General features: G+C 52.8%; 13 protein-coding genes and 1 pseudogene. 2 read left to right on the forward strand and 12 right to left on the reverse strand.

Annotated elements, in window-relative coordinates; all coding sequences use genetic code 11:
• The first annotated feature begins 38 nt into the window (after nt 1-38).
• A complete protein-coding gene (locus ACK8NJ_RS03125) occupies nt 39-590 on the forward strand; it encodes a YgjV family protein (RefSeq protein WP_000128138.1) in 552 nt (183 codons plus the stop codon).
• Nucleotides 591-594: 4 nt separating this feature from the next.
• On the opposite strand, the gene sstT is transcribed toward ACK8NJ_RS03125, so the two are convergent.
• From sstT to ACK8NJ_RS03150, 5 genes are all read right to left on the reverse strand, one after another.
• Nucleotides 595-1,839, reverse strand: coding sequence for a serine/threonine transporter SstT (gene sstT, locus ACK8NJ_RS03130; RefSeq protein WP_000211655.1), 1,245 nt, complete (start codon nt 1,837-1,839; stop codon nt 595-597).
• Nucleotides 1,840-2,160: 321 nt separating this feature from the next.
• Nucleotides 2,161-3,126, reverse strand: a complete 966-nt coding sequence (gene alx, locus ACK8NJ_RS03135; RefSeq protein WP_089618790.1) for a TerC family membrane protein Alx — start codon at nt 3,124-3,126, stop codon at nt 2,161-2,163.
• A 282-nt stretch (nt 3,127-3,408) separates the two neighbouring features.
• Nucleotides 3,409-4,395: a Gfo/Idh/MocA family protein gene (locus ACK8NJ_RS03140; RefSeq protein ID WP_001377074.1), complete on the reverse strand. Its 987-nt coding sequence runs from the start codon at nt 4,393-4,395 to the stop codon at nt 3,409-3,411.
• 78 nt (nt 4,396-4,473) lie between these two features.
• Nucleotides 4,474-5,157 (reverse strand): SanA/YdcF family protein, encoded by a 684-nt coding sequence (locus ACK8NJ_RS03145; RefSeq protein WP_034173492.1) that lies wholly within the window; start codon nt 5,155-5,157, stop codon nt 4,474-4,476.
• Nucleotides 5,158-5,233: 76 nt separating this feature from the next.
• The gene (locus ACK8NJ_RS03150; protein WP_034173491.1) at nt 5,234-5,737 is read right to left on the reverse strand and encodes a M48 family metallopeptidase; all 504 of its coding nucleotides are present in this window, start codon (nt 5,735-5,737) and stop codon (nt 5,234-5,236) included.
• A gap of 84 nt (nt 5,738-5,821) precedes the next feature.
• Between ACK8NJ_RS03150 and rlmG the strand changes: the two genes are divergently transcribed.
• Complete coding sequence (gene rlmG, locus ACK8NJ_RS03155; RefSeq protein ID WP_000018703.1) at nt 5,822-6,958, forward strand: 23S rRNA (guanine(1835)-N(2))-methyltransferase RlmG; 1,137 nt, start codon at nt 5,822-5,824, stop codon at nt 6,956-6,958.
• A 117-nt stretch (nt 6,959-7,075) separates the two neighbouring features.
• Here rlmG and fadH read toward each other — a convergent pair whose 3' ends face one another.
• The 7 genes and pseudogenes from fadH to ebgA all read right to left on the reverse strand — a co-directional run bounded on the left by fadH (nt 7,076) and on the right by ebgA (nt 19,340).
• Nucleotides 7,076-9,094, reverse strand: a complete 2,019-nt coding sequence (gene fadH, locus ACK8NJ_RS03160) for an NADPH-dependent 2,4-dienoyl-CoA reductase (RefSeq protein ID WP_411962101.1) — start codon at nt 9,092-9,094, stop codon at nt 7,076-7,078.
• A gap of 304 nt (nt 9,095-9,398) precedes the next feature.
• Nucleotides 9,399-10,457, reverse strand: a pseudogene (locus ACK8NJ_RS03165) (hypothetical protein); the annotation flags it as partial.
• A gap of 276 nt (nt 10,458-10,733) precedes the next feature.
• Entirely contained in the window at nt 10,734-13,085 is a 2,352-nt protein-coding gene (gene ygjK, locus ACK8NJ_RS03170) for an alpha-glucosidase (protein WP_411962102.1), read from the reverse strand.
• A 16-nt stretch (nt 13,086-13,101) separates the two neighbouring features.
• Nucleotides 13,102-14,172 carry a protein YgjJ gene (ygjJ, locus tag ACK8NJ_RS03175; RefSeq protein WP_411962103.1) on the reverse strand — a complete coding sequence of 357 codons (1,071 nt, stop codon included), beginning with the start codon at nt 14,170-14,172 and terminating at the stop codon, nt 13,102-13,104.
• 133 nt (nt 14,173-14,305) lie between these two features.
• On the reverse strand, nt 14,306-15,739 hold the full coding sequence (locus ACK8NJ_RS03180) for an amino acid permease (RefSeq protein ID WP_001285446.1): 1,434 nt from the start codon (nt 15,737-15,739) through the stop codon (nt 14,306-14,308).
• A 62-nt stretch (nt 15,740-15,801) separates the two neighbouring features.
• Nucleotides 15,802-16,251: a beta-galactosidase subunit beta gene (locus ACK8NJ_RS03185; protein WP_001219943.1), complete on the reverse strand. Its 450-nt coding sequence runs from the start codon at nt 16,249-16,251 to the stop codon at nt 15,802-15,804.
• A complete protein-coding gene (gene ebgA, locus ACK8NJ_RS03190; RefSeq protein WP_411962107.1) occupies nt 16,248-19,340 on the reverse strand; it encodes a beta-galactosidase subunit alpha in 3,093 nt (1,030 codons plus the stop codon). Before ebgA ends, ACK8NJ_RS03185 begins: the two co-directional genes overlap by 4 nt.
• Nucleotides 19,341-19,481 lie beyond the last annotated feature (141 nt).

Genomic DNA, 19,481 nt, shown 5'->3' on the forward strand with positions numbered 1-19,481 from the left:
AGCGCCGTTTGCTTTTCCATACCTGCTAAGGATTTATCATGACCGCGTATTGGCTGGCCCAGGGCGTGGGTGTCATCGCCTTTCTGATTGGTATCACAACATTTTTCAACCGTGACGAACGTCGCTTCAAAAAGCAGCTTTCGGTCTATAGCGCCGTTATTGGCGTACATTTTTTTCTTCTGGGCACCTATCCCGCCGGTGCCAGTGCCATCCTTAATGCCATTCGTACATTGATTACCTTACGCACGCGCAGCTTATGGGTAATGGCGATTTTTATTGTGCTGACTGGCGGAATTGGCCTCGCGAAGTTCCATCATCCTGTCGAACTATTGCCGGTTATCGGCACGATTGTCAGTACCTGGGCGCTATTCCGCTGTAAAGGGCTGACCATGCGCTGCGTAATGTGGTTTTCAACGTGTTGCTGGGTGATTCACAACTTCTGGGCGGGGTCGATAGGCGGCACGATGATTGAGGGGAGTTTTCTGCTCATGAATGGCCTGAATATCATTCGTTTCTGGCGGATGCAGAAAAGGGGAATTGATCCGTTTAAAGTAGAGAAAACCCCTTCCGCCGTAGACGAAAGGGGTTAAACAATTAATTACGCAGGGCGCTATTTGCCAGACGATCGTCTTCTGCCTGGCAAGCTGCCGCAGTGAACAGCACGTCAGTTGAAGAGTTCAGCGCGGTTTCGCAAGAGTCCTGCAATACGCCGATGATAAAGCCGACGGCAACCACCTGCATGGCGATATCGTTCGAAATACCGAACATATTACAGGCCAGTGGGATCAGCAGCAGAGAACCCCCCGCCACGCCGGATGCGCCACAGGCACACAGAGAAGCCACTACGCTCAACAGCAGCGCTGTGGGCAGATCGACCGGAATACCCAGCGTATTAACCGCAGCCAGCGTCAACACGGTAATGGTGATTGCTGCGCCCGCCATATTGATGGTGGCACCCAGCGGAATAGAAACGGAATAGGTATCGCGATCCAGATTCAGCTTTTCACACAGCGCCATATTCACCGGAATGTTCGCCGCAGAGCTGCGGGTGAAGAAGGCGTACACGCCGCTTTCGCGCAGGCACAGCAGCACCAGCGGGAACGGGTTACGACGAATTTTCCACCACACCAGCAATGGGTTAACCACCAGCGCCACCAGTAACATACAGCCAACCAGCACGACCAGCAGTTGCGCGTAGCCCCACAGTGTGGAGAAACCGGTGGTTGCCAGGGTAGAAGAAACCAGACCAAAAATACCGATCGGTGCGAAGCGAATGACCAGTTTCACCATAAAGGTGACGGCATTCGACATATCGTTGACCAGGTTTTTGGTGGTCTCGTTACCGTGACGCAGTGCGAAACCGAGGCCAATTGCCCACACCAGAATCCCGATGTAGTTACCTTTCAGCAGCGCGTCGATGGGGTTGGAAACCATGCTCATTACCAGCCCGCGCATCACTTCTACAATGCCTGACGGTGGCGAAATATCACCCGCGCTACTGGACAAGTGCAGGGTAGAAGGGAAGGCAAAGCTGAAGACTACCGCGGCCAGAGCAGCAGAGAAGGTGCCCAGTAGATAGAGGAACAGAATAGGGCGAATGTTGGTTTTCTGCCCGTGCTGGTGGTTAGCAATAGATGCCATTACCAGCATCAGCACCAGAATTGGCGCTACAGCTTTCAGTGCGCCGACGAACAAAGTGCCTAACAGACCAACAGCTTCTGCCGCCGGTTTTGATATCCATGCCAGAAGAATCCCCAGAACAAGGCCGACCAGGATTTGTTTTACCAGGCTGCCATGAGCCAGACGCCGGAATAGCCCCGGTGAACGTTGCGTAGTCATTTTTCGATCCTTTCATTGTGTTGTCGCACATCCCTGGTGCGTTCTGTCGACGCATCTTTCAGGATGTAACAAAGTGTTTGCAAGGTCGAGTATAAGGAAAGTTACAGCTTCGGGAAGCGAAAAATGCTGGATTTTAAAGAGAGGTCATATTTTGCAACTTAATGGTTACATTTATTTGACATAAAAATAAAGCCAACGTGCGGCTTCCAGACTGATGACAACGTCAAAAAAGTACTCGGTCAGTCCCCTCTCCCCGGAAGGGAGAGGGAGAAAACGGTGCTCATGTTGATGACAGGGTACACGGCTTAGGCAGATTAAAAATCATCCAGCCCGCTGCTTATCATGCCGATAATTCACCCAGGCGTTGATAATAAACGTCATCACCAGAATGCCAAAAACCACGCCCAGCGAGACGGCGATTGGAATATGGTAGAAGTCGACAATCAGCATCTTGATACCGATAAACACCAGAATCACCGCCAGGCCATATTTGAGCATCGAGAAACGTTCTGCTACGCCCGCCAGCAGGAAATACATCGCACGCAGGCCGAGGATCGCAAACAGGTTTGAGGTCAGCACAATGAACGGGTCAGTGGTCACGGCGAAGATAGCCGGAATGCTATCCACGGCGAAAATCACGTCGCTCAATTCCACCAGAATCAGCACCAGCATCAGCGGCGTGGCATACAGCAAGCCATTCTTACGCACAAAGAAATGCTCGTTGTCGATGGTGTCGGTCATTCGCAAATGACCGCGCAGCCAGCGCACCAGCGGCTTGTCGCCAATGCCTGATTCATCTTCATGGGCCAGCGCCATCTTCACGCCGGTAAACAGCAGGAAGGCACCGAAGATATACAGGATCCAGTCGAACTGCGAAATCAGCCAGCTGCCAGTGAAGATCATGATGGTACGCAGAACAATCGCCCCGAGCACGCCATACACCAGCACGCGCCGTTGTAATGCCGCCGGAACAGAGAAATAGCTGAACAACATCAGCCAGACAAAGACGTTATCGACCGCCAGCGATTTCTCAATCAGATAACCCGTGAGAAAGGCCAGTGCCTGTGGATCGGCAACGGCGCGACCTTCGGTTTGCACCAGATACCACCAGAAAGCGGCGTTAAACAGTAACGACAGCGTCACCCAGACCAGCGACCAGGCCGCAGCCTGTTTCATGGTCATGGCATGTGCCCCACGACGCCCCTGCAACAACAGGTCGATAGCCAGCATAATGGCGACAACAACAGCGAATCCGCCCCATAGCAACGGCGTGCCGACAGTATTCATAGAAGTTCCTTACACATAAAAAAACGGCCAACGTCGGAAGACGTCAGCCGCTGCTTTTTATGCATAGACCTCGCCTTCCGGCAAGGTCTCACTTACAACAAAAAAGGAATACGTCTGCGTATTCCTTTCGGGTTGCCCGGTGACCGGATGTGGTTTTTCACACATCGTAATGACGATCGACCGGCAATGAAGTTACTCCCCTTTGCAGGTAACAAAGTATGACAGACCATTCAGCCAGTCAATGGTCTGTTACATACCTTTTACACTGTTTTACTTTGGCAATTATAGTTTTACGCTATCTGCCGGAAAAATCACCCCAGTCTGGCGGCGGATCTCGGTCAGCAGTTTGGCGGTGATGCGACTGACCGCCAGCCCTGGATGATCCACCAGATGCTCATCCACCAGTTCAGCAAACAGCTCTGCTTCGTAGAGCATGGTATTAATATGCTGCGGCTGGGTGAGATCCTGCATCTGGCTGCCACGCGGAACAAAGCAAACTTTCTGGCATTCAGACAGTTTTTCAATCACCAGCGATCCCGCTTCGCCCTGAATCTCGCTTGCCAGGACAGAATCACTCACTTTTGAGTGCTGCAACGTAACGCTGAAATCACCGTAATCCATCACCACCACGCCGTGGGCATCTACACCGCTTGCCAGCAAACTGGCGGTTGCCTGCACGCTTTTCGGTTCACCGAATAATGCCACCGCCGACGCCAGGCAGTAAAAGCCGATATCCATAATTGAACCGTTAGAGAATGCCGGATTAAAGGTGTTGGGATTCTCACCATCCAGGTAACGTTGATACCGCGAGGAATACTGGCAATAGTTGAAAAAGACTTTACGCAGTTTGCCGACTTTCGGCAGTGCCTGGCGTAACAGATGAAAGTTCGGCAGGCTGGCGGTTTTAAATGCCTCAAACAGCACCACCTGATTTTCCCGCGCACAGGCAATGGCGGCATCCACTTCCGCCAGATTCGATGCCAGCGGCTTCTCGCAAATCACATGAATTTTGTGGCTAAGGAAAAGTTGTGTCTGGGAAAAGTGCAGGGCATTCGGGCTGGCAATATACACCGCGTCAATGGCATCGCTTTCTGCCATCGCTTCCAGCGAGGTAAACAGATGCTCGACAGAAAAATCATTGGCAAAGTGCTGGGCCTGTTCAAGGCTGCGGGAATATACGGCGGTTAACTTGTATTTACCGCTCTCATGGGCGGCCTCGACGAACTGGCGAGTGATCCAGTTCGTACCAATCACAGCGAAACGTATCATAACGCGTGGATACTCCATAAAGGGATTCTGCCGTCAATGTAGCACGCCTTTTTCATCTTCGACGTGCGCAGATACGCATTATTTCTGCGCCGGACAGCCATGCTCACTAAACGGCCCAATCATGACCGATGGCCCGAGATATTTCGGCTGGCGATGGAGGATTTTGGCGTCAATCACCGCGCTGACTCTGGCGAGTTTCTCCCGTAACTGAGTATAAAAACCGTGCTTCATATTGAGGTCTGGCGCGTTAAAGCCGATAGCGTCGATGCCGTACTGTTTTGCCAGCCAGATGGCGCGTTGGTTATGAAATTCTTGCGAAATAATGGTGATATGGTTTTCCCCAAACACCTTTTTGGCACGCACCACCGAATCAAGCGTTGAGAATCCGGCATAGTCGCAGAAGATCACTTTCGCCGGTACGCCTTTAGCGATCAAAGCCTGCTGCATACCTGAGGCTTCATCGTAATTTTTACGTCCGTTATCGCCACTTACCAGTAGCCATTTCACTTTTCCGGCGTGGTACAACGCTGCTGCGGTATCAATACGTCGGGTAAAGTAGCGATTACCCGGCCTGGCTCCCAGCAATAAACCCACGTTACGCGCCGGAACTGCGTTGACATCGCTCCAGGTCAGCTGCTTGCTGGTGTTGACCATAACGCGATCGGCAATAAAAAGGGTCGCTCCTGCTATAAGCAACAATAAACAGCCAATCTTAAGAGTCCGGCGAGAAAAACAAATACGGAGAAGAAGGCGGGGCTGCATGGTCGTTATCCTTAACGAAAGGGGGGAGGTCGATTTTAGGCGCTATAGGAAGAAAAGATAACGCCTGACATCATTTTCAGATTTTGTTCTGCCCAAGCGACAACTGCGTTAGCCACAGCCGGGTGTCGAACTCAAGCTGGTGGTACTGCGGTTCCATATGACAGCACAACTGGTAAAACGCTTTGTTATGCTCTTTCTCCTTCAGGTGCGCCAGCTCGTGCACCACGATCATGCGCAAAAACGGTTCCGGCGCGTTGCGAAACACGGTAGCGACGCGGATCTCTGCTTTTGCTTTCAGCTTGCCGCCCTGCACACGCGAAACGGCGGTATGTAACCCGAGCGCGTTTTTCAGCACGTGGATCTTATTGTCATACATCACCTTATTGATCGGCGGGGCATTGCGCAGAAACTGATTTTTAAGATCCTGAGTATATTGCCAGAGGGCTTTATCGGTGGCGTAGTCGTGTGTTCCCGGATAGCGTTTTGCCAGCACATCGCCCAGACGCTGTTCGTTAATCAGCGTTCGCACCTGGGAAAGTAGCTGGTCGGGATAACCCTGAAGATAAGTAAGATTGCTCATAACCGCCCACGAAAAAGAGAAAAAGGGTATACTCACGCACCCTTTTCAGGGGCAACGTCGAAATTTTATCATTCAGGAGGGCCGATGAGCCACTTAGACAACGGTTTCCGTTCACTGACACTACAACGTTTTCCGGCGACGGATGACGTTAACCCACTACAGGCGTGGGAAGCGGCGGATGAATATTTGCTGCAACAGTTGGACGACACAGAAATCCGCGGCCCGGTGTTGATCCTGAATGATGCCTTTGGTGCGTTAAGTTGTGTGCTGGCGGAACATAAGCCATACAGCATTGGCGACTCATACATCAGCGAACTGGCGACGCGCGAGAATTTACGCCTCAACGGGATTGATGAGTCGAGCGTGAAGTTTCTCGACAGCACCGCCGACTACCCGCAACAGCCGGGCGTGGTACTGATCAAAGTACCGAAAACACTGGCGTTGCTGGAACAACAACTGCGTGCGCTGCGCAAAGTGGTCACGCCGGATACACGTATTATTGCCGGTGCCAAAGCCCGTGACATCCACACTTCCACGCTGGAACTGTTCGAAAAAGTGCTCGGCCCGACCACCACCACGCTGGCATGGAAGAAGGCACGCTTAATTAACTGTACTTTCAACGAGCCGCCGCTGGCCGATGCGCCGCAGACCGTTAGCTGGAAACTGGAAGGTACTGACTGGACTATCCACAACCATGCGAATGTCTTCTCCCGCACCGGGCTGGATATTGGCGCGCGCTTCTTTATGCAGCATCTGCCAGAGAATCTCGAAGGTGAGATTGTCGATCTCGGTTGTGGTAATGGCGTTATTGGTCTGACGCTGCTTGATAAAAACCCGCAGGCGAAAGTGGTGTTTGTCGATGAATCGCCGATGGCGGTTGCTTCCAGCCGTTTGAACGTTGAAACCAACATGCCAGAGGCGTTGGATCGCTGCGAGTTTATGATCAACAACGCGCTCTCCGGCGTGGAGCCTTTCCGCTTTAATGCTGTGCTCTGCAACCCGCCGTTTCATCAGCAACATGCGCTGACCGATAACGTCGCCTGGGAGATGTTCCACCACGCCCGCCGCTGTCTGAAAATCAACGGCGAGCTGTATATCGTTGCCAACCGTCACCTGGATTACTTCCATAAACTGAAGAAGATTTTCGGCAACTGCACCACCATCGCCACGAATAATAAATTTGTGGTGCTGAAAGCAGTGAAGCTGGGGCGTCGTCGGTAAGATTGGCAGCTACCTGCCAGATAAGGCGTAAACGCCTTATCTGGCATACGTTCAGCACATTACCCCCAGGTCGGATAAGACGCGGCAAGCGTCGCATCCGGCGCTTCAAATAACGATTTAAATCTCCAGCGCCAGCCGTGTTCCCTGGGCAATTGCCCGTCGTGCGTCCAGCTCCATAGCCACATCGCAGCCGCCAATTAAATGCACAGTTTTCCCGCTATCAATCAGCGGTTGCGCCAGCGCGCGGTTTGGCTCTTGCCCTGCGCAGATCACCACATTGTCCACTGCTAATACCTGCGTTTCGCCGTTGATCACCACATGCAGCCCGTCATCGTCAATCTTCTGATAACTTACGCCTGGGATCATTTTCACACCCCGCGAGAGCAGGGTGGTGCGATGGATCCAGCCGGTGGTTTTGCCTAACCCCTGTCCCGGTTTGCTGGCTTTGCGCTGGAGCATCACAATCTGCCGTGGGCTACGCGGGATCTGCATTCCCTGCGGGCTTAAGCCACCAGCCTGTTGCAGGCTGCTGTCGATCCCCCACTCATTACAGAACTCGGCAATGTTCTGGCTGGTGGACTCACCCGGCTGACTTAAAAACATCGCCGTATCAAAACCAATCCCGCCACAACCGATGATTGCTACCTTTTTGCCCACAGGCGCTTTGTCGCGCAGTACGTTGAGATAACTCAACACCTTCGGATGATCGATTCCGTCGATAGGTGGAATGCGCGGTACGATCCCGCTAGCGAGGATCGTTTCATCGAACGACTGTAACTGATCCGCCGTCACGGTGTGATTGAGTTTCAGCGTCACGCCTGTTACTTCGATCATCCGGCGGTAATAGCGCAGCGTTTCGTAAAACTCCTCTTTGCCTGGGATCTGTTTGGCGATATTAAACTGCCCGCCGATCTCGTTGTGTGCATCAAACAACGTTACCTGATGACCACGCGCCGCCGCGTTAATGGCAAACGCCAGCCCAGCCGGACCTGCGCCGACCACCGCCAGATTTTTTTTCTGCACGGCAGGAAGGATCGGCATTTTGGTTTCGTGGCAGGCGCGAGGATTCACCAGGCACGAGGTGACTTTGCCAACGAAGATCTGATCGAGGCAGGCTTGATTGCAGCCAATACAAGTGTTGATCTCATCGGCTCGCCCTGATTGCGCTTTTGACAGCAGCTCCGCATCAGCAAGAAACGGTCGCGCCATCGATACCATATCGGCATCACCGCGCGAGAGAATGTCGTCGGCAACCTGCGGATCGTTAATCCGGTTGGTGGTCACCAGCGGCAGCGAGACGTGGCCTTTCAGTTTGCGCGTGACCCAGCTAAAGGCACCGCGCGGCACGGGCGTGGCAATGGTCGGAATACGTGCTTCATGCCAGCCAATGCCGGTGTTGATAATGGTCGCGCCCGCCGCTTCAATGGCCTGCGCCAGCCCTACCGTTTCGGCAAAAGTACCGCCGCCTTCTACCAGGTCGAGCATCGACAGACGGTAGATAATAATGAAGTCATTGCCGACGCGTTCGCGCACTGCTCGCACCACTTCAACTGCAAAGCGCATCCGGTTAGGGTAATCGCCGCCCCACTGGTCGTTACGCTGGTTAGTGCGCAGGGTCAGAAATTCGTTGATCAAATACCCTTCGGAACCCATCACCTCTACGCCATCGTATCCGGCCTCCCGCGCCAGTTGCGCGCAGCGGGCGAAATTGTCGATCAGTTGCAGGATCTCTTCATGGCTTAACTCATGGGGCACGAAACGGTTGATGGGAGCCTGCAATGCGGAAGGAGCGACCAGATGCGGTTGGTAGCTGTAGCGCCCGGTATGCAAAATTTGCAGGGCGATTTTGCCGCCTTCCTGATGTACGGCTTCGGTTATGGTGCGATGGTGCGGGATCTGGCTTGCGTCATTGAGCATTGCGCCGCCTTCCATGCCAACGCCTGTTAAATCTGGTGCAATACCGCCGCTGACAATCAACGCCACGCCGTGACGGGCGCGTTCAGCATAAAACGCTGCCAGCCGTTCAGCGCCGTCCGGGTATTCCTCCAGTCCCGTGTGCATTGAACCCATCAGTACTCGGTTTTTTAACGTGGTGAAGCCTAAATCCAGCGGGGCGAACAGCGACGGGTAGCTCATAAAATTGTCCAGTATGTAAAATAATTGTTATGTGGTCGGATGAGTTCTAATTTAGCCATCGCCAGAGAAAAGGGAAAAGGGGAGTGCGGGGTTTGTGATGGGATTCAAAAAGAATACGCCCTTTGGAAATGCCGGATACGACGCTTGTCGCGTCTTATCTGTATATGGACACCTCTCGTTGTGCAAGTACGGTGTTCGAAAAATTAATAGGTAACGTGGTGGTCGTCCTGACAGAACGGCAGGCTACGGAGATAGTAAATCACGCTATCTTTAGCCCGCTCATCCGGGGGCATCTTCGACCATTTCAGGATGACTTCGTCGATAATGGGGGCTTTTTAGTCCCTTTCTGTCTTGCCCGGACGGAGGGCAATTGCGGGCCATGCTCATGTTCCGCACTCTGATTTCCATCTATCAGTAAGGGCTGTGAAGACCTGAAACTTCGGATGTTTTTGACGTGGGGGCTGGCCCTTTTGGCCACTTTCCGCCTTACCTGGACGCGGGGGCGGGTGGGCAGTGGCGGGGTAGCCTCATTTTCCGTGCTCAGGTTTCCTTCCGCCAGGAAGGGGAGGGAGGATCTGAAATCAAGTGTTCCTTGCTGGTTGCTTGATACCAGTGCTGCGGCAATGGTGTGAAACAGAGTACGGTCAGCTGTTGCACAAGCTGGCACCCCGCCCCCACAGACCTTAAGGTTCACAGAGCGACTATACCTTCCCGGCGTGACGGTGATGGTATGGCCGGAAAACCCGAAACTGAACGATTCAGGGATTATCTGCTTATCACCCCTCACCGTCTGGTACCGATATAGTGCGTTCGTCATGGCAACTGCCAGTTCGTTAACCCGGTCAGGAACAGCTATGCTGCGGTCCGTATCCGCGTTGATTAATTTTATCATCAGCTTCAGAATTACCCGACTGTGCAGGGTCTGCTGCAGGGCCAGGGAAGTTGCAGCGGCCTCACTGATACGGCATGACACCATTGCCGCGGCAATGGTGCGAAACCGGGCACTGCCAACACATTCACGGACCGTCACCCCGCCCCTACTGACCTCAATCTGCACTAATTTGCTATTACTCTCCGCCTTCGTAAAGGTGATGGTGTGGCTGGAAAAAAAGAAACTGAACCTGAACGGCTCAGTGAATGGCTCAGTGCGTTGCAGCTCAGTCCTCACCACCGTCTGATACAGAAACAGCGCGTTCGTCATGGCAACTACCAGTTCATTAACCTCGTCCGTATCCGCGTTGATTAAATTTATCATCTCTTCCAGACGTGTTCTGCAGCTCTCCTGGTTCTCCAGGGCCAGGGGCAATGTCATACCTGCACTGGCTTTGATGTGGCATGGTGTTACCATGTAATGAATTCCTTTCTCTCAGGGGGGCCAGATAGTGCCGTGTTTGCTCACAGGCCCCCGGAGAGCGGCTGACCCGTTTGTTCAACTCAACAGCTCCAGCACCAGTCAGTGAACAGGGCGCATAACCGTCGGACCATTAAACGTCAGACGGCAAATCAGTATTATTTTATTAATTTCGGTCAGTTGCATTCCGGTTTTTACCGCAGTTTAAAAGAAAAGAGTGCGTATACCCCCGATGCCGCGGGCCAGGGCGGATAAGGCGTTCACGCCGCATCCGCCAGCTGTTGCAAATTACTGCTTACGGAAAAAACCGTTATACAACATATACAAATGCGCGGCGCTCCAGGAGAAATTTGGTGCTCCTTGCTGTGCGCCGGTCAGCGGGTTGTAATTTTCCTGAATCGGGCCGTCGGCGGTTAACCCTTTGGCGTGCCGGAAGAACGTATCCGCCAGTTTCAGGGCATCATCGCGATAACCGTAACGTTCCATCCCTTTCAGACCAAACCAGAACTGATCCACCCATACGCGCCCGCGCCAGTAGATATCAGCGCCAAAAGCCGGATTGGTTAACGCCGCCGTTCCCAGCGGAACAAAGGTGTTGAACTCTTTAGGATCGAGCATCACCTTCACCACCGCGTCTGCGTTGGCCTGCGTTGCCGCACCGTTAAACAGCGGTGACCAGCCTTCTGGCCCTTTACCGCGCTCGACAATCGGTTTGCCCGCGCAGCCGTTCGCCAGTGGTTTATCTTCAATGCGCACGTCATAGTAGAACTGTGTAGTCGGGTCGAACATACAGGTGTTGATGTAGTCCGCGAGCTGCTGTGCCAACTGGCGATAGCGTTTGGCCTCTTCCGGCTTACCGAGTATGGTTGCCATCTCCGCCAGATAATGGTTATCGCTGTACATATAGCTGGCTTGATCCACCGACTCCTGCAATAGCGAGTAGCCCAGCAACGTTCCGTCCTGACTGCGGTTTTCGGCGAATTTCACCGTCCAGTCGCTACGTTTGCCGCCATTAGCGACATATTTATCCAGCTGTTCTTTGTCGATAAACCCAAAGACGGCGGCGTCATCACGACCTGATTCCCACGACGCAGCAACCTGTGCCGGAATTTCCAGACTGTCGTACTGGCCTTTCTCCACCACGCGGGCGTAGTTGTTCAGCCCAGACTGCGTCTCTTCTTTGTCACCTTTTTTCACCGTAAACAGCATCTCGCCGCTCTCAGTGTTGTGGGCTTTGTCGCGGGTCGCGCCATATTCCGGCACGCCGTTGCTGTTATGATCGCGGTTACGTAACCACCAGTCGTGATAGGCCACCAGTTTCGGGTACATCTCTGCCAACCAGGCTTTATCCTGGGTGACGTTGTACACTTCCATCACCGACCAGGCGGCAAGGCTGGGTTTGGTATTACGTTCGTTCCAGTTGCCGCCATCGCCGCCACGCTCGGGGCTAAGGTTCCACGCTATCAGGTCGGGGACAAAGCCCACATCCTGCGGACGCACGCGGTCGCCGGGCTGGATCTGCCAGGAGAAGACCGCGCGGATATTCTCTTTGGCGATGTCCGGATTGAAATGCGCCATCGCAAACGCCTGCTTCCAGGTATCCCACGGCCAGGTCTGGTTGCCGGAGAACCAGCGTCCGGTCACCGACGGCGTGACGGTGTTATATTTCACCGCCCCCCCAGGCGAGCGCCAGTTACCGTTGAGCGTTTCGATTGCTTTTACTGCGACGCGCGTCTGTTCCGGCGTCGCATCCGGATTGGTTAACCCTTTCTTCAGGTATTCTTCCCAGCGTTGCTGCGAGGCGGTGAGATAAAACGCCGGACGCGCCAGAATATCGCGGATCTGCATTTGCTCTTTGCTAACTTCCTGAGCGGTCAGCAGGTGGGAGTAGGTGGTATAGAGCGTGGTCGAACCGTTGATATGCGCCTTACTGGTAAAGCGATTGCCGTTGATTTCAGTCTGCACTGGCAGGGATTTATGCACCTGATATTCTGATTCACCGGAGGTCAGCAGATCCCAGGTGGCGCGCACTTTGCCAAAGGTGACTTTCAGGCCATCACGGGTGGCGCTGATTTTGCGCTGATAGTCAGGGTACTCGCCAGCAATGGTTTTATCGGAAAGCGGTTTCCCTTCTTTCGCTTCCAGTTTTTCCAGCAGCTCGCCGTCCCACACCAGATCCAGCGGTTTATTGCTGATGATTTTAGTTTCCAGTAGTGATGTGCGCGGCGTGGCGAAGCGCAGAGTCATTTCAACCTGCACATCTTTTGCTGTCAGTTTTTGCACCAGCGCGCCGGGAATACTGTATGCCTCCAGCGTGAAGTCGACTTTCTTACCGTCCTGCCAGACGGTCAGGCGGTCGAAATTGCTGGCCATAAAGTTGATGTACTCTTCCGTCAGCAGCGCAACGCCCGGAAAGCCGCCCATGGTGTTCGGGCCGTCTGGCAACAGATGACCATGCCAGGCTCCGAGATCGAAAAACGGATTAAAACGCTGGTGATCGTCGTAATCGTAATCCTTCATGTACTGCGGCGCGCCAGTACGGTTAATCACGTTTTTATAATTGTCGGCGTTAGCGGCATGGGCGGAAAAACTTATCAGCAGAGCGCAGGTTACTGGTGTTAAAATAGTTTTGATTTTCATGAGATTACAGTCCTTATTACCAGTAGAAATATTGCATCAGGAAGAGTTGGTCGCTGGGATCGTGAGAGGCATTTTTCATGTAGAAGCGGCTATCAAAAGCCGTTGCGAAACGTCCGCCGCCGTATTCGTACCAGATACCAAACTGCATGAAAGAGGTGGTTTCATCGTCAGCGTGGTCAGGGCGATGTTTGGCGTAGGTGTAAGCGGTGGAGAGATAAACGCCTTTTAACGCTTCATACATGGCGCTCGCCATTATCCCGCTTTCACTTCCCGGTACGTCCAGCCCGTCGGCGCGTCCGGTATGGTGCCAGGCGCGAGCGGCAAAGTTAGGGGTAAGCAGTCCCGTCAGATAGAGTTGCCCTGTGCCGTCGGTGATTTCCAGACCGTTCATCCAGGTGATGCCTTCGGCAAGGTCATACTGGATGTAACCGTTCATCATTGCCGGGTAGGTGTATTTGTCGTCGTAGCGATCGTACTTGCCAAAATGTAGCCAGGCTTTGCTTTCGTCATGATGTCCGGCAGGTGTGGCGGTGACGCTATAACGAAAGTTGCCGCTTAAGTTCTGCACCTTCAGCGCAGTCATAATGTCGCGGGTATTGGGAATGACGTAGCCCAGATCGGGCGTGAAATCGCCCCACCATTGCAGGTCATCCAGCGAGGAATCCTGACGCAGACTGAGCATGATTTCGGTGCCATCATTGGTACGATAACCGCCATAGAAACGGTTAATCCCGCCCTCGAAACCGCCCCAGCTATGGTCAGGCACCCAGGCATTACCGTCGTGGTCGGCCTGCACGGTCCAGCCTTCGCCGTAAATCAGGCCGAACCAGGAGCCGTACTTCATCTCCAGGCCACCTTCAATATAGGTGCCGTCGCTGTATTTATGTTTATTCTCACCCTCTAAATCCATATATCCACCAACCCCTAATTCGCCGTAAAAACGAAATGAAGGAGAAGATGTCGAGGTAATGGCGGGTGTTTTTGTGTCGTCATGTTCTGCCGGACGTGCTTCTTCAGCGGCCGCAGAAAAGGCGTAGCAAAACGGCAGAGCAAGTAATGCTCTGCATGGTGCAGTGATTAATTTCATTGTGTTAATCCATGAGCTAAAGAAAAAGTACAGCCTTTTATCGTTGTAATTATAAAGATATAAAGGCAGAAACTATTTTCCCTCTCCCCATCCAGGAAGAGGGAAAATGCCTGCTCATTTTTTATTAGTCTGCTTAATCAACATTGCTGGCTGGCGTCGCTTCAATATGGCGCTCTTCAGCCGTTAATCCCTTTATATATTTACTGTATTTCCACCACGCAAAGCCAAGGAAGATAACAATACCGCCGACGTTATAAAAAATGATGGTCAGAATATTCGCGCCAGTCGGGAATGTCGAAGCGACAAACCCTACGGCAAATATCGCAATCAGCATTGAAACAACGATAATACCGGTGCGGCGGGAACCCATACGGAAATCACGTGGCAGGTGATCTAATTTGGCGCGTAAATTCAGGTAAGCCAGCATGATGAATAACGGCGGAAGCATGGACGCTGCGGCGGTCATATTAATAATGGTATTCATCAGATCCTGCACGGTATTGGAACCGAGCATCGGGATAATCATCAGCGGGATGACGATCAGGAATTGGATCCACGCTGCACGCGCCGGAACGCCATTTTCGTTCAGTTCGACGGTTTTCTTACCAAAGATGCCTTCCGGGATTTCGGAGAAGAAAATTTTCACCGGCGTTGCGGTCCACATCAGCAGGGAACCGAACATAGCGGTAAAGGATACCAGACCGACAAAGCGATTCATCAACGCTTCCGGCAGACCAAAATACGCCGCCATGCCGTGGAATACCTGTACCGAGCCGCCAGTAAATTTCAACTCTTTGCTGCTGACGAAGACGTTAATCAGCACCGAGGAGACGGAATACAGCACACCGATAAAAATCCCGGCGAGGATGATCACTTTAACGAACGATTTCGAACCGCCTTTGACGTCGTTAACGTACACCGCGACGGACTCCGCGCCACCTGCGGCCATAAAGATCCAGGTGGTAACGCCGAGGAACGCCCAGTTGAAGTTCGGGATCATCGCGTCAACGGTGATCGGATCGGCAGGCTGTACGCCGCCAACCAGTGCCGTACCTGCCAGTAAAATGTAGGAGAGCGTTAACAGCAGCATCAGCGTTGAAGTGACGGAGGTAATTGGCCCCAGCATTTTCGCCCCGTTGGTGGAAACCCAGGTGGAGAAGGCGAACAGCACCATACTGATAATGGTGGTGGCAACCGGCGTCATAATATATTCGTAGCCGAGGAAGGCATACGAAGCATAAGCAATAACGCGCGGCAACAGTGAGGTGAAAAAGAACAGGTTTACGAACCAGTAGGTATAGGCAGTAATAAATGCCCAACGCCCGCCCAGCGAACTTTTTACCCACGCGTATACACCAGCTTCTGAGTTTTTATTTAACGAAACAAATTCTGCGATGATCAGACAGAAGGGAATAAAATAAAAAATCGTCGCGAGGAAAAACATCGGTGCCGAGGCCAGTCCAAGCTCAATATTATTATTGATAACGTTGTTAAAGCTGTAAACGGCGGCAAAAGTCAGCGAGAGTAAGCCGAATTTGCCGATTGTATTACGTTTGGTATCAGACATAACACATCTCCGAAAATGTGTAGGGTAGCGGTGGCGGCAAACTCCTTTTGCCGCCGTAGTTGTTATTTGTTATGGAAATAACCATCTTCGATGGTGACTTTGAGAACCACTTTTTTGACCGCGTTATTGCAGATAAACCGATACGCTTCATGGATATCGCAAATAACGATTTGCCCTTCGTGGACCTCAACGGTTTCTCCGCAGCCTTTTAAATATTCACGGTCAGTTTCATCACGATAATATTCCACTACCTGTAATGTCTCTTTCGGCGCATATTCAATTTTTTGCTGCCCTTGCAGGTAGTAATGCACTTCAAAATAGCGTCGATGCCCGGTAAATAGCGCATCGGTCGCGGAGTCATTTTCCACACGGTAGGTCAATGAATCACCGATGGAGTGGGCGACGCCAGGCTGAATGTTGTCGATATTTTCAATCGCTTCAACGCAGCGTTGCCACTTCTTGCCAGAGGCGTAAATCTGGCGGAACTGTTCTAAGTTATCGATGATCCTCATTGCTTATTCTCGCTGTGCAAATTCGTGGAAAAGAACCCTGCGCCGAACTCATACGACGCCAGGCTTTGCGCGGTAGCTTCTCCGCCAGAAACCGGCAGCAACGTAAAGCCGTAGCTGAAGTCACGGAACCAGACGCGCCAGGAGTCCAGCACCTCGCTGCCCCAGGAGTTAGAGCCGAGGCCAAGCAGCTGGTGGTCGAGATTCAGGGTGATATCATCACTGCGCTGCAGCTCGTTACAGTGCTGGGCAGCGTGGATGTTTTCCTGGGTATAGTGCCAGGCGCTGAAGTTAATTGGGCGCTGCGGAACCACCAGCAGACCGTTGCCGTGGCGGTTAGTGAGTGCCGTCCAGCGGACATGCTGACGGTTGCCGTTGTTCTGCGGGAAGGGATAGTTCTCGAACATGGCATCGACGGTGCTGCGCCAGATTTCGATGATGTTAGCTTGCTGGCTGTCGGCGTAGTTTTCGCCCGGTCCACGACCGTAATACGCCACCTGGTCGTATTCGCCGTTAATCCCCATGGTGAAACCGATACACGGAATGATGTGCGGATAGTCGCCGTAACGCTCGCCGGAAAGCGCCACGTTAACCTGGCCATCGGCAGCGATGCGCCAGATGTAGGTGCAGCGCATCCCGAAGTCAAACACCGGTGGGGCAATAACCGTGCGGCTGATGATCAACACTTCACCATCGCTCTGTTCTACGGCAAAGTCGCGCAGATGTTCCTGCATGATCTGCAAATGATTCGGCTGCCACAGCCCTTCGTACTCCTGCTTGTGGTTGTCGATCATCGGCTTGAAGAAGTTGATCTTTGGCTCGCGGGTCAGCAGCGATTCGCCATTTACCTGCCAGGATGTCGGTTTACCACTCGTTTTTGAGAAGGTGATCGCAAAGTTGTAGCCGCGAACGGTGCAGCTCAAACGATCGTCTTCCAGCGTCAGCGGACGGGCGTTATTTGGTGCGAAAGGTACAGGCTGCGCGGTGTTTTCCTTCAGCGGGAACTGATAAGTGGCTATAGGGTGTCCGGCTTCGCTGTAGCGGGTGCGGGAATCTTTGGTCACCGTAATGTTGAGGAACGCTTCGCGGGCGTCCAGCTGTGGCAGCGTGATCTGCAAGGGGGCTTCGCTGTTCGGCGCAACGTCGCGCAGTTTAATCTGCTGCGTCGCGAGCGTTTCACCTTCGGCGCGCACCTCTGCGTGCAGGGTGTAGTCATCAAGCGTGGTAAACCACAGTTTATTTTCGACTTTCAGCTCGCCGCGAGTCAGATCCAGTGCGTGGATTTTTACCGGCGCGATAACCTGTTTGTACTCTTTCAGGCCCGGTCCCGGCGTCTGATCGGAATAGATCAAACCATCAAGACAGAAGTTATAGTTGTTGGGATAGTCGCCGTAGTCGCCGCCGAATTTATACCAGACATTGCCGTTGTCATCCTGCGCCTGGATCCCGTGGTCGCACCATTCCCAGACATAATGTCCCTGAATGCAATCGTGCTTATAGAAGACGTTCTGGTACTCCGTCAGCCCGCCCGGTCCGTTCCCCATCGCATGAGCATATTCACAGATGATGCGCGGCTTCGGATGCGGGTATTCACCAAACTCATTCATCAGCGGCACGCGGGTGTACATGGTGGAAATAATATCGACCACTTCAGCATCGCGATCTTCTTCGTAATGCACCAGTCGCGTGTCATCCAGCGCCTTCGCTGCATGGTACATCGCGCGGATGTTACAGCCATAGCCGGATTCATTGCCCAGCGACCAGATGATGATCGACGGATGGTTTTTCTGCGCGTGAATATGGCGAACAATGCGCTCGACGTAGACTTTTTCCCACTGCGGATCGTCGGTAATACGGCTGATATCGCCGACATTAGCAAAGCCGTGCGATTCGACGTCGGTTTCCGCCATCACAAACAGGCCGTAGATATCACACAGTTCGTAAAAACGCGGATCGTTCGGGTAGTGAGCGGTACGCACGGAGTTGATGTTGTGCTGCTTCATCAACTGGAGATCTTTCTCGACGCGATCCATCCCAACGGCGCGGCCTTTGCGATGATCGTTGTCGTGACGGTTGACGCCGTGCAGCATCACATAACGGTTATTGATCCAGAACAGACCGTCGCGCACTTTGATATCACGGAAGCCAACGCGTTGTGGCACCACTTCCAGAACGTTGCCGTCGGCGTCTTTCAGCGTCATGACCAAATGGTAAAGATAAGGGGATTCTGCTGACCATTGCTGCGGCTGTTCGACAGTAAAAGCAAAGCTGGCGCTGGTCAGTTTTTCAATTGCCAAATGATCAATGGCGCTACTGTGCACCACGCGTTCGCCATCAAACAGGGTATATTCCAGCGTCGTGACGACAGGGGAGGCGGCGAGATTTTCCAGCACCACTTCGCAGGAAAGCGTGGCATCGCAATAGGCTTCGTCAAAGTCGGTGCGCACGGTGAAATCGTTAATATGCGTGAGTTGTTTTCCGATCAGATAAACATCGCGAAAGATCCCCGCCGACCACCACATATCCTGGTCCTCTACGTAGGTGGAGTCCGCCCACTGCATCACGCGCACACACAACAGGTTGTCGCCGGTTTTAACCATCGCGCTGATGTCAAACTCTGCGGTCAGGCGACTGCCCTTGCTGAACCCCACATACTGACCGTTAACGTAGACTTCAAAATAGGTTTCGACGCCGTCAAATTTGATCAGCGTCTGTTTACCCTGCCAGCCGTCGCTGAGGGTGAAAATACGTTGATAGGCACCGGTTGGGTTATCGCTGGGGACAAACGGCACATCGATAGGGAACGGAAAACCTTCGTCGGTATATTGCAGTTTGCCGTGACCTTCCATTTGCCACATGGCGGGGACGGTAATATGCCCCCAGTCAGCCATTAACTCAGAGGTGAAGGCTTCTGGCACTTGCAGCGGATGGTCAAAAAAGTGGAAATTCCACTGACCGCTTAAGGGCAGAAACAGGCTGCTCGTTTCGCGGGCAAAGGTACGCGCCTGCGCAACAGAATCATATGAAAAAAAGTACGCACGCGGCGCAAGTCGGTTTTCGTGGGTGAGCTGAATGTTTTCCCAGCGATTCATAGGGCCTCCCGGTAGAGAGATATCGGAACCATTCATGGTGATGGTAGTTTGTGTAATTGCTGGGGAGTTTAGTAAAATTTTTACTAAAAAGTAGCGAGTAAATGCATTTACTTTAACTGGATCACGAAAATAAACGGCAGC

Source organism: Escherichia sp. F1 (assembly GCF_046764225.1).
GTDB lineage: Bacteria > Pseudomonadota > Gammaproteobacteria > Enterobacterales > Enterobacteriaceae > Escherichia > Escherichia coli.